An 11536-nucleotide genomic window follows, 5' to 3' on the forward strand; every position below is an offset into this window, starting at 1 on the left:
ATGTTTAAGAAAATTCTGGTTTTTATACTTGTCTTCACTATAGTAGCTGGTATCGGTGCAGGTTACTTTTTTCTTTATCAGGAGAAAGAGAGCGAGATAAGGTTGAGAAAAAATATGGAGGTTGAGTTGGATTCGACGCTAAAGGATAGAGAGAAGATAAGAGAAGAGCTGGGTAGGATAAAAGATGATTATCAAAAGATAACTCAGGAGCTTGAGAAAGGAATGGTTAAGAATGAGGAGCTCTTGAATGAAGCAGGTAAGATGGTAACTGATTTAGATGGAGCTAAGTCGGAAATCATTGTATTGTCGCAGGAGAGAGAGGTGCTTCTCAGGAGGCTTGAGGAACAGGATGCTAAGTTAGAAAAGTACCAGATAAAGTTAAAAGATGAGATTTCAAAATCAGCAGAAAGAGAGCCTATGACAGAAGATGACAACGTGCAGCTTGAGAATATTACGGTAGACGAAGATTCTCTAGAGGCTGAACCTCTACCGGAGGGTAAGGTTACTCAAATAAAAGCAGAGATTATGGCTTTCAATAAAGAGTACGGTTTTATCGTACTAAATAGAGGAACCAAGGACGGCGTGGAGATAGACTCTCTATACGAATTTAATATCAAGGGTCAATTAAAAGGAAGACTTAAGCCGGACAGAGTTTACGAATCTATGTCTGTGTTGGATATCTTAGAGGGTAGAGAGAGTATAACCGAAGGAATGAATATAGAGATATTCCCGGAAGAATAATCTTTTTATAGTCCGATATGAAAATTAAGAAGAAAAGAGAGTCTATTTCTTTTGATTCAGTGCTTACTCCTCCGCCAGACAAGTCGATATCACATCGAGGTATATTCTTTTCTGCTCTATCCAATAATAGAGTAAAGATAAGTAATTTTTTGTTTTCTCAGGACTTGCTTAGCACGATAGCTGTTTTTCGCAGTTTGGGTTTGGATATATCTGTTAAGAAGAAGGAGATTAGCATATCAGGGGTTGGACTCGAAGGATTAAAAAAGCCCGATCAGGATCTTTATCTTGGTAACTCCGGGACTACTGCAAGGCTTATTTTGGGACTTCTGAGTGCTCAGGATTTCAACGCAACGATCGGAGGCGATGAATCATTATCTCTGCGTCCGATGAAACGGGTTACAGAACCTCTCTCTATGATGGGAGCTAGCTTTAGAGGTAATGATGGTGCCAATTTTCTTCCAATAGAAGTCATAGGTTCAAAACTAAAAGGTATAGATTATATTATGCCTATCTCTAGTGCTCAGGTTAAATCGGCTATCCTGATAGCGGGTCTATATGCGGAATCTTCGACCATAATTCACCAGAAGTATAAATCCCGAGACCATACAGAGAGGATGCTTCTATCTTTTGGCGCAAACATATCGTCTAATGATTTAGAGGTAAAGATAGAGAAAACGGATAGTCTCAATGTGCTTGACTTCTCTGTTCCAGCCGACATATCTTCTGCGGCATTTTTTATTACGCTTGCGCTATTAAGTCCTGATTCAAAATTGCTGCTTAAGAACGTGGGAGTAAATCCTACTCGCTGTGGTTTTATAGATGTCTTGAAGAGGATGGGGGCTAATATAGATATTGATCTTACTCTCGGAGAGAGAGAGTCTGCTATAGCTGAGCCTTCTGCCGATATAAGTGTATCAACCTCCAGGTTAAAAGGGGTTTATGTATCTAAAGAAGAGATTCCATCTCTTATAGATGAGCTGCCTCTTCTCTTTCTTGTTGCTTCTCTTGCAGAAGGGGATAGCTATATAGAGAGTGTTTCGGAGTTGAGGGTAAAAGAGACGGATCGAATAAACTCTATAGTAACAAATTTAACAAAGATGGGGGCTAGGATAAAGGTTCTAGGCGAGGATGTTTTGATAAAGGGAGTGGAAGGTCTTAATAAGGCTGGCTTATTGAGCTTCTCTGATCATAGAACTGCCATGGTCAATGTTATAGCTGCCATTTTAGCCGAAGGAGAGTCTATTATAGATTGTCTGGACTCCATAGCTATATCCTATCCTGGTTTTATTAAAGACTTAAACAGTATCTTAGATAATTGTATTGAAATTGTGTAGATATATTATTTGCAGTTTGACTTAAATAGAGCAAATTGATAAAATATATCAGTTTATTATGGCAAAGATGGACTTATTAAAAATGTGGAAAAATCTAAGCTCTCTTTATGAGGGTATAGCCTCGTCTCTCTCTTCTGATATCGGTATAGATTTAGGTACCGCGACTACTCTTGTCTATGTTAAAGGTGAAGGAATTATTTTATGTGAGCCTTCAGTTGTTGCAATAGAGAGGAGTCAGAATCGTGTTTTAGCCGTTGGAGAAGAAGCCAAAAGAATGCTTGGCAAGACGCCTGGTAATATAGTTGCTATTAGACCTCTTCAAGATGGCGTGATAACTGATTTTGAAGTGGCTGAACAGATGTTGAGATATTTTATAACCAAGGTAAACAAGAAAAAGTTTTTACTAAAACCCCGCGTTGTAATAGCTATACCGTCTGGAATTACCGAAGTCGAAAAGAGAGCTGTCAAGGATTCAGCTCTTCATGCAGGTGCCAGAGATGTCTACCTCATAGAGGAGCCCGTTGCTGCTGCAATAGGGGTAGGGTTACCGATATATGAACCTGTAGGTAATATGGTGATAGATGTAGGTGGAGGTACTACCGAGATAGCGGTGATATCTTTAGCCGGACTGGTGCTGTCAAAGAGTATTAGAATAGGCGGGGATGAGATGGACGAAGCTATAACCCAGCATATGAAAAAGACTTACAACCTTATAATTGGAGAGAGGACAGCCGAAGACATTAAAATAAAGATCGGTTCCGCCTATCCTTTAGAAGAAGAGTTGACAATGGAGGTTAAGGGCCGTGATATAGTCACGGGTCTTCCTAAGGCGGTACCTATAACTTCCGAAGAGGTAAGAGAGGCTATGGCTGAGCCTATTACTCAGATACTGGAGGTAACCAGATTTACCCTTGAGAGGACTCCCCCCGAGCTCTCTGCGGATTTAATAGAGATTGGAATTGTTTTAGCCGGAGGAGGTGCACTTCTTAGAGGTTTGGATCTTTTGATAACTGAGGAGACTGGCCTTCCTGTTCATGTCGCAGATGATCCTTTAACCGCCGTTGCGCTGGGTACTGGCAAGGTATTGAGTGAATTAAAATATTTAAAAAGAGTTACAGTCCAGCCCAAATTAGAATCTTAGAAAGCTTTTGCTCTGAACAATAGATGAAAAGAGGCCTGATTACAGTCTCCCTATTTATAACCCTTTTTTTCTTAAAAGGCTTTTTACAAAACACTCTGTTCCAATTATCATCAAATACTTTAAGATTACCTTTTTTTGGCATCTTGCATGAAAAAGATAGCACTTCTCAAGAAGATATAGCTCAAATATTGAGAGAGAATCAAAGTCAGGCCTGTAGAATAGAGGATTTAGAAAATGAAAATAAAAATCTTAAAAATTGCTTAGAGTTGAAAAAGAGTTTAAAAAAACCTATTGCGGCTAATATTAACTCTATAATTGAAGAAGAGTTAAGAGCTAAATTTTTAATAGACAGAGGAAGCAGAAGCGGTATGAAGAAGAATAGCGCAGCAATTACTCCTGCTGGCTTTGTAGGAATAGTTGATGATGTGGGTGTAAACTATGCCTTTGTGCTGCCTTATTTCGATCCCAGCTTTAGTATCTCTGCTCGTATATCCTCTACCAGGGAGATTGTATTGTTGGCAGGTAGAGGTAGGGGGTGCAATTTAAAGTTGCTTTACATAAATATTGATAGCGATGTTAAGATAGGTGATACAGTAGTAACTTCGGGAAAGGGTTTGTTGCCCAGGGGAATAGCTGTTGGAAGAGTAGTCAATATCTATATGCATGCTTCTCAGATGTATAAAGTTGCTGATGTTGAACCATTTGTTGATATCTCTAAAGTCGAAGATGTTTTAATAATAGTACAGGAATAATGCTATACGCTATCTCTTTGGTTATTGCGGGAGTTTTAAAAATATTTAGCGGAGTAGATCTGATATCTTTTATCTTTTTATATTCTCTGCTTTTTAATGATGAATTTAGTTATAATAACTTTTTGGTATCTGCTTTGGCTGCTGAGATGTTTAGCTTTTCATTTCCGGGACTCTATTCTCTCTCTTATTTCCTGCTCTATCTTGTAAAGAGATGGCAGTTAAAGATGTTCCACGGCAATAGAGTATTCAATTTTTTATTCCTGCTTCTAGGATTTATTTCTATAAGAACTCTCTGTAATCTTTCGCTCTTAATAGGGTACAGCGCTAGCATGAAAGCCTATCTTTCGAGCTTAGCATCCAATCTGATTTTAATAATAATACTATACTTTTTACAGAATTACGTAGAAAAATGTTTTCCAAGATATACAAAACATCCTTAGCTATATCTCTGGTACTGATTATCTTAAGAGTCTTCTATTTTCAAGTTATTAAAGGTGATTATTACCGGGAGATGAGTCTCAATAATTATCTTAGAGTTTTACCACTAGGCGGTTATAGAGGTAATATTTTAGACCGTTATGGTAGAGAGCTTGCTGGGAATCGTTTAAGTTTTTCAATACAGGTGCTTCCCGATAGGATCAAAAATAGGAACGAGATCTTTGAAATCATAAACAGAGAGTTTGATATTGATATAGAAGATTTAAAAAATATTTATAAGCTTAAATTTAAAGCTCCCTTTGCTCCTTTAACACTAGTCTCTGATGTTGATTTTGAAAAGGCTCTCTTTTTGAAAGAAAAATACAGGAATATCTCAGGGTTGCTTGTATCTGAAAATATCAAAAGATATTACCCTAACAGTACTGTTGCTTCTCATCTATTAGGTTATCTTGGTGAGATCTCCGAAGACGAACTGAAAGAACTAAAATCCTACGGGTATAGATTCAGTTCTTATATTGGTAAGAGCGGAGTAGAGAAAGAATTCGAGCCTTACTTAAAAGGCAGCGATGGTGGAATGTTGGTTAAGGTTGATAATCAGGGCAGAATCGTAGAGGTTTTAAGTCGCGAAGAGCCAAAGAGAGGGTTAGATATATATCTGACTATTGATTTGGATTTACAACAGAGGGCTGAAGAGTTGCTCTCTCCTTATACGGGGTGTTTTCTTGCTATGGATGTTGACTCAGGCGAGGTTATAACCGCGGTCAGTTCGCCTAATTTTGATCCCAATCTATTTATATCGTCGGATAATTATAAAATCTCACAACTATTGAGTTCTAAAGAGAGACCTCTTTTGAATCGTGCTATACAGGGAGAATATCCTCTAGGTTCGGTATTTAAATTACTTATTGCTGTTGCAGCTCTTGAGGATGATGTTATTAATCCAGAAGATAGGTTTTTCTGTCCGGGACACTTTAATTATGGAGGGCGGAGCTATAAATGCTGGAAGAGCAGCGGGCATGATTGGCAGGATTTACGTCAAGCCATAGCACATTCCTGCAATATATATTTTTATAACACAGGACTAAAGACAGGCATTAATTCTATTGCTTACCATGCGGGTCTTTTTGGTTTTGGGCAAAAGACAGGAGTCGATTTACCTTATGAGAAAGATGGGTTCTTACCGTCTCCGGATTGGAAAGCTAAAAAGGTGAAAGAGCGTTGGTACCCTGGGGATACGATCAACGTCTCTATAGGCCAGGGTTATCTCCTGGTGAGTCCTATGCAGGTCCTGCGATTTATAGCAGCATTGGCTAATGAGGGAACTCTTTTAAAACCTAAGGTTTGCAACTCTATAAGCGGTGAGCTGGCTTATAAAAGAGAGGCTGAGAACCTTCTCTTCTCTGTCAAAAATATCAAATTTATAAAAAGAGCTATGAGAGATACGGTAAATAGCCCTACCGGTACAGGGCAGATTGCAAAGGTGGCTCCTGCTATTGCTGGCAAGACAGGTACTGCTCAGGCAACATCGGGAAAACCGCATGCCTGGTTTGCAGGCTTTGCCCCTTATGATTCTCCCAGGATTGCTTTTTTAGCTTTTATTGAGCATGGAGGCGGCGGAGGGTATGCAACTGCAAGGATAGCAAAGGAGTTTCTAAAGTATTATTACAAAAAGAGTGGGTTATGAATAAAAGATTGGATATTTTGATTTTATATGTTCTGTTAATATTTTTGATTGGGATCATGAATCTCTATAGTGCAAGTTATAATTTCTCAGGGAACTATATTATGCGGCAGGTTATATGGTTTTTAATATCTCTATTAGTGGCTTCCGGGGTATCTTTTATAGGCATTAGGCGGATTTTGAGCTTGGGATTGGTGTTCTATATCACTTCGCTTTTGCTTTTGATTATAGTTTTGATATTACCTGCCGAAGGTGCTCATAGATGGATTAAATTCGGTTTTTTAAATATTCAGCCTTCACAGATTATGAAGTTTACACTTCCGGTATTTCTTGTATCTGTGTTCTATTATAGTAATTTTGAGACTCTCTCTTCATTTATTATGCCGCTCTTTTTCACTCTTTTTGGGGCGATATTGATTGCTAAAGAACCGGATTTAGGCGGTTCATTAATGCTCTTTCCTTCAGTAGTTACTTTTTTTATACTTAAGAAAGCAAAATTTAGAAAAGCTTTACCTTGGATTATTGCTGCGCTAATGACAGTGCCTATTCTTTATTTGAATTTTAAGCCTTATCAGAAAAATAGAATTTTAACATTTATGAATCCTCAGCTTGATCCTTTAGGGGCAGGTTATACCTTAATACAGTCTAAGATAGCGGTAGGATCTGGAAATATTCTCGGCAAGGGGTGGTTGAATGGAGCTCAGGGGCAGTTGAGGTTTCTTCCGGAGTCTCACACGGATTTTGTATTCCCTGTCTTTGCTGAAGAGTGGGGTTTTATAGGTGTCATTGCGCTCTTAGGGCTATATTTACTTATGCTTAGGAGGATGCATAGTATTGCCTCTAGGAAAAAAGATGGAGCTTCGGGTATACTGCTCAATCTCTTTCTTGTCACTATATCAGTTCAGATAATAGTAAATATAGGCATGACTATAGGTATCTTTCCTATCGTAGGGTTGCCGCTTCCTTTTTTCAGTTATGGCGGGTCGGATTTAATTGTTACCGTTGTCATGATAGCACTATTTTTAAGAGATGAATAATTATTCAGAACCTAAGGAGATAGAAGAGTTTCTTCTAAACAACCTTTCTAATGTTCAAAAGCCCGGCCGCTATATAGGCAGGGAGCACAACAGTATAGAGAAGAATTGGGATAGTGCCTCTCTTAGGATTGTTTTGATATATCCCGATCTATATGAAATTGGAATGAGTAATCAGGGATTACGACTTCTATATGAACTTATAAATGCGAAGCCTGAATTTATCTGCCAGAGATCTTTTGCCCCTTGGCATGACATGGAGAACTTGCTTAAGAGTTCAAATCTGCCTCTATATAGCCTTGAGAGCAAAAGACCCCTCTCTGAATTCGATATTGTTGCGTTTACACTTCAGCATGAACTAAACTATACAAATATTTTAACTATACTTGATTTGGCAGGTTTAGATATCTTCTCTAAAGATAGAGCGGATAACCATCCTCTGATAATCGGAGGAGGTCCCTCTACATTAAACCCCGAACCTGTTGCGGATTTCTTTGATTTTTTTCTTATAGGCGAAGCAGAAGATATTATTATTCCTTTATTGGAGAGTATTTCTGCGGGACGTAAGGATGGTATCCCAAGAGAAGAACTGCTCTTTAGACTTAAGAATCAAAACTCAATCTATGTTCCCTCGCTTTATAAGACGGAGTTAACAGAAGAAGGTTTTATTGTTACCAATGTGGATAGAAAGGTCCAGAAGCATTATGTGGCTGATCTTAATAGTGTAGCGCACTCTATCAGGCCCACCGTATCTTATATCCGTACAATCCATGATAGGATAAATCTTGAGATTATGCGGGGCTGTCCGAACTCCTGCAGGTTTTGCCAGGCAAGGGTCTATTATGGTCCGCCAAGGCAGAGAGAGATGAACAATCTTATCTCTACTGCTAAGAAGAATTACAAAAATACAGGCTATGAAGAGGTCTGCCTATCTTCACTTTCAAGCGGAGTCTATTCCGGTATAGAGGATCTGATTGATGGTTTGAGATCTGATTTTAAAGATCTAAATCTATTTTTAAGTTTGCCCTCTCTTTGGGTTAGTAAGAGCCTTATAGATAGTTTGAGCAAATTCACCGATACAAAAAGGCCTTCATTGACGTTTGCTCCTGAGGTAGGCTCTTTGAGAATGAAGGATATAGTAGGAAAATATGTTGATGAGGAGATATTGAGCGAGATTATCTCTTTTGCTTTTGATAGAGGATGGAAGAGTATAAAGCTCTATTATATGCTTGGGCTTCCCGGCCTTAAGATTGATGATTTAAAAGAGATAGTCGAATTCGTAAAAGGTCTTCTAAAGCTAAGGACAAGGAGGTCTGTAAGTCTAAAGCTTAGTTTTGCAACTTTTATTCCTAAGCCCCACACTCCTTTTCAGTGGCATCCTTTTGCATCTAGAGAAGAGGTACTGGAGCAGATTGGATTTATAAGAGATAATTTGCATAGCAGGCGTATAAAAATTGATTTCAGAGATTATGATTATTCTTTAATTGAAGCAATCTTTTCTCGGGGGGATAGAAGATTGTCATCTGTCATTTATGAGGCCTGGAAGGCAGGTGCAAGATTTGATTCCTGGGGAGGAGAATTCAATAGTGATTTATGGTATAATGCATTTAGTAAAAAAAATATTGACATAGATAGTTATCTTAGACCGTCCTGGGGCGAGTCTTCTCTATTGCCTTGGGATTACGTAGGTGTGGACATTGATAAGAAGGATTTATGGGCAAGCCTTGAGAGTGCTAGGGCTAAATTTTAGTATCTCTGAGATTAAAGGGAGGTAATAATATGGATTTTCTTAAGGGTGTTATCAAAAGAAATGAGATGGACAGTTCTTTTAAAAATCTTCTTATTGAAATGTCTCAGAATAATGCTTCCGACTTACATCTTAAAGATGGTTATCCCCCGATCTTTAGAATAGATGGGAACCTGATGATGAGTGACCATCCCGAGCTTTCACCGGATAACATCGAGAAGATGTCTTTTAGTGTGTTGAACGAGGAGCAGAGAGAGAGGTTTAAAAGAGAGTGGGAGCTAGATTTTGCGATAGAGGTAGAAGGGGTTGCCCGCTACAGAATAAATCTCTATATTCAGAGAGGTTCTCTTGCTGCTGCTGTAAGGATGCTGCCTGCTAAGATACCTTCGCTCTCTGAGTGCGGATTAAATCAAGAGCTTATCATTGAGAAGCTCTTAAAGAGAAAGAGAGGGCTTATTCTTGTTACAGGGCCGACTGGAAGCGGGAAATCTACATCAATAGCCTCTATGATTGAATGGTTAAATGAAAATGGAACGAACCACATCATAACCGTAGAGGATCCTATAGAGTATGTCTTTAAATCCAGGAGCTCTGTTATAGATCAGCGGGAAGTGGGAACAGATACTCACTCATTCAGCAACTCTCTAAGGCATATATTAAGAGAGGATCCCGACGTTATTCTTGTTGGCGAGATGCGTGACCTTGAGACGGTAGAGGCGGCTTTAAATATAGCTGAGACAGGCCATCTTGTTCTTGCAACTCTGCATACTCCAGATGCAATCCAGAGTATCAATAGAATTATCGATATTTTTCCAGCACATAAACAGTCTCAGGTAAGAGTGCAGATTTCCTTTGTCCTTTTGGCAGTCCTTACTCAGCAGCTTATGGCGAAGAAAGAAGGGCCGGGCCGTGTCTTGGCGTATGAGATGATGATTGCAAATCATGCAGTGAGAAGTATGATCAGAGAGAGCAAGGTTCATCAGATAACATCAACTCTTCAGACTGCACAGGCAGAGGGCATGAGCACTATGAACCAAAGCTTAGTTAACCTCTATTTGAAAGGTGATATAGGTTATGAGCAGGCAATGCTTCACTCTTTAGATGTTGAGGATCTTAAGAAATTAATCCAGAGAAAAGCGTGAAAGAAGCAGTTGAATACTCGCTTATCTTTACAAAGAAGGGATTGTTGAAATTCATATCCCATCTTGATCTACTGCATCTCTTCCAACGTGTTTTAAGGCGAGCCAATATTGCAGTTTTATATTCACAGGGTTTTCATCCAATACCGAAGATTAAGTTCAATAGAGCTCTTAAACTTGGTGTAGAGAGTGATAACGAGCAGTTATTCATAAGATTAAAAGAAGATATAGAAGAGAGTAGATTGAAAAAAGAAATAAATAAGCAGCTTCCGGATGAGATTCAGATAGTTTCTGCAACTAAGGTCTGATTTTTTGATTCTTTAAATTGATAAATATTCTGATATAATTTGAGTTTGGTTTTTACGGCGGTGTAGCTCAGTTGGTTAGAGCATACGGCTCATACCCGTATTGTCAGTGGTTCGAGTCCACTCACCGCTATAACTCTTTCATTACGAACAGGTTAGAGCTATAGAGTTGATGTAAGTTGTTGAATTATATGCACTAATCGACCAAACTGCCGATTCTTGAGGTTAGCCTGAAAAACCCCACTAACTACTAGTGCTTTCCCGTATAGTCTAAATATTATGAAGATTTCAATCTTATTTGAGGAGTTCATTGCTTTTGCGACTTTAGAAAGATGCTTAGAACCTACTACTATTGAATGGTATAAAAGAAGCCTTGCACCGCTGCTTAAGTACTTACGTTATAAGATGCTTAAGGCAGACTTGGAGGTTTTAACCACAGAGACTCTTAGGGGCTTTTTTGTAAGCCATAGACTAAACGGCAACGCACCTAGAACAATACTTAATATTATGCAGGGAATTAAGTCGTTTTGTAGCTTTTTAGTAAAGAGAGGTTATCTCAAGGAGAACCCTTGCAATAGCCTTGAAAAGCCCAAGTTAGCCCGTAGGTTGCCTGATTTCCTAGATGAGGGGGAAGCTAAGGAGTTGTTACAAACTTGCATTAGCTTAAAGCGTAGTTATAAATCAAAGTGGTATAGAGATGTTTCTATTATTAGTATGTTTCTATTAACTGGTATAAGAAAGAGAGAGTTGCTTAATTTAAAGTTGAAGGATGTAAACTTGGATAGAGGATATATATGTGTTACAGCTAAGAACAAAGAGAGGATTGTGCCTTTAAATGATACTGTAAAAGGTTTTTTGGAAGACTACTTAAAAGTAAGGCCCAAAAGGAAAAATATCGATTACTTATTTTTATCTACCAACAGAAAGAACTCTCCTTTAACTCAACAAGGATTGTACAATCTATTTGATGAGCTAAAGAAAAAAGTTGGATTTAAAAAGAATGTTACTCCTCAAGTCTTGAGGCATACTTTCTGCACTTTAATGTTAAGAAATGGAGTAAACTTAAGAGATATTCAATTATTAGCAGGACATTCTGACATATCTACTACGGCTAGATTTTATTTAGGATGCGATGATAAACAGTTAAAAAAGGCGGTTGAAAAGCATCCATTGAATATCTAAGGGGTTTAAAACAGTACACTATTAAAACATTCTCTATGTAGT

General features: G+C 38.4%; 11 protein-coding genes and 1 tRNA gene. All 12 read left to right on the plus strand.

The annotated features are described in order from the left end of the window. The 12 genes from P9L98_00595 (at nucleotide 1) to P9L98_00650 (ending at nucleotide 11494) form a co-directional block, all read left to right on the plus strand. Entirely contained in the window at nucleotides 1-741 is a 741-nt protein-coding gene (locus tag P9L98_00595; protein MDP8215809.1) for a hypothetical protein, read from the plus strand. Between the two features lie 17 nt (nucleotides 742-758). Next, nucleotides 759-2075, plus strand: coding sequence for a 3-phosphoshikimate 1-carboxyvinyltransferase (gene aroA, locus P9L98_00600; protein MDP8215810.1), 1317 nt, complete (start codon nucleotides 759-761; stop codon nucleotides 2073-2075). A gap of 82 nt (nucleotides 2076-2157) precedes the next feature. After that, nucleotides 2158-3216: a rod shape-determining protein gene (locus tag P9L98_00605; GenBank protein ID MDP8215811.1), complete on the plus strand. Its 1059-nt coding sequence runs from the start codon at nucleotides 2158-2160 to the stop codon at nucleotides 3214-3216. A 188-nt stretch (nucleotides 3217-3404) separates the two neighbouring features. After that, nucleotides 3405-3968, plus strand: coding sequence for a rod shape-determining protein MreC (gene mreC / locus P9L98_00610; GenBank protein MDP8215812.1), 564 nt, complete (start codon nucleotides 3405-3407; stop codon nucleotides 3966-3968). Further along, entirely contained in the window at nucleotides 3968-4408 is a 441-nt protein-coding gene (locus P9L98_00615) for a hypothetical protein (protein MDP8215813.1), read from the plus strand. The genes mreC and P9L98_00615 overlap by 1 nt, the downstream gene beginning before the upstream one ends. Continuing rightward, on the plus strand, nucleotides 4378-6090 hold the full coding sequence (gene mrdA, locus P9L98_00620) for a penicillin-binding protein 2 (GenBank protein MDP8215814.1): 1713 nt from the start codon (nucleotides 4378-4380) through the stop codon (nucleotides 6088-6090). The genes P9L98_00615 and mrdA overlap by 31 nt, the downstream gene beginning before the upstream one ends. Further along, a complete protein-coding gene (locus P9L98_00625; protein ID MDP8215815.1) occupies nucleotides 6087-7124 on the plus strand; it encodes an FtsW/RodA/SpoVE family cell cycle protein in 1038 nt (345 codons plus the stop codon). Before mrdA ends, P9L98_00625 begins: the two co-directional genes overlap by 4 nt. Beyond that, nucleotides 7117-8871 carry a TIGR03960 family B12-binding radical SAM protein gene (locus P9L98_00630; protein MDP8215816.1) on the plus strand — a complete coding sequence of 585 codons (1755 nt, stop codon included), beginning with the start codon at nucleotides 7117-7119 and terminating at the stop codon, nucleotides 8869-8871. Before P9L98_00625 ends, P9L98_00630 begins: the two co-directional genes overlap by 8 nt. A gap of 29 nt (nucleotides 8872-8900) precedes the next feature. Beyond that, nucleotides 8901-10010 (plus strand): type IV pilus twitching motility protein PilT, encoded by a 1110-nt coding sequence (locus tag P9L98_00635; GenBank protein ID MDP8215817.1) that lies wholly within the window; start codon nucleotides 8901-8903, stop codon nucleotides 10008-10010. After that, nucleotides 10007-10315, plus strand: a complete 309-nt coding sequence (locus tag P9L98_00640) for a TIGR03936 family radical SAM-associated protein (GenBank protein MDP8215818.1) — start codon at nucleotides 10007-10009, stop codon at nucleotides 10313-10315. Before P9L98_00635 ends, P9L98_00640 begins: the two co-directional genes overlap by 4 nt. Before the next feature lie 56 nt (nucleotides 10316-10371). After that, a tRNA-Met gene (locus P9L98_00645) sits at nucleotides 10372-10445 on the plus strand. Between the two features lie 146 nt (nucleotides 10446-10591). Continuing rightward, entirely contained in the window at nucleotides 10592-11494 is a 903-nt protein-coding gene (locus P9L98_00650; GenBank protein MDP8215819.1) for a tyrosine-type recombinase/integrase, read from the plus strand. Nucleotides 11495-11536 lie beyond the last annotated feature (42 nt).

This window comes from Candidatus Kaelpia imicola (assembly GCA_030765505.1).
Taxonomy (GTDB): Bacteria; Omnitrophota; Gorgyraeia; order Kaelpiales; family Kaelpiaceae; genus Kaelpia; species Kaelpia imicola.

Coding starts and splice junctions, on each gene's coding strand:
- P9L98_00630 (MDP8215816.1), top strand. CDS start 7,117: ATGAATAATTATTCAGAACCTAAGGAGATAGAAGAGTTTCTTCTAAAC.
- P9L98_00595 (MDP8215809.1), top strand. CDS start 1: ATGTTTAAGAAAATTCTGGTTTTTATACTTGTCTTCACTATAGTAGCT.
- P9L98_00605 (MDP8215811.1), top strand. CDS start 2,158: ATGTGGAAAAATCTAAGCTCTCTTTATGAGGGTATAGCCTCGTCTCTC.
- P9L98_00625 (MDP8215815.1), top strand. CDS start 6,087: ATGAATAAAAGATTGGATATTTTGATTTTATATGTTCTGTTAATATTT.
- mrdA (MDP8215814.1), top strand. CDS start 4,378: ATGTTTTCCAAGATATACAAAACATCCTTAGCTATATCTCTGGTACTG.
- P9L98_00650 (MDP8215819.1), top strand. CDS start 10,592: ATGAAGATTTCAATCTTATTTGAGGAGTTCATTGCTTTTGCGACTTTA.
- P9L98_00615 (MDP8215813.1), top strand. CDS start 3,968: ATGCTATACGCTATCTCTTTGGTTATTGCGGGAGTTTTAAAAATATTT.
- P9L98_00635 (MDP8215817.1), top strand. CDS start 8,901: ATGGATTTTCTTAAGGGTGTTATCAAAAGAAATGAGATGGACAGTTCT.
- aroA (MDP8215810.1), top strand. CDS start 759: ATGAAAATTAAGAAGAAAAGAGAGTCTATTTCTTTTGATTCAGTGCTT.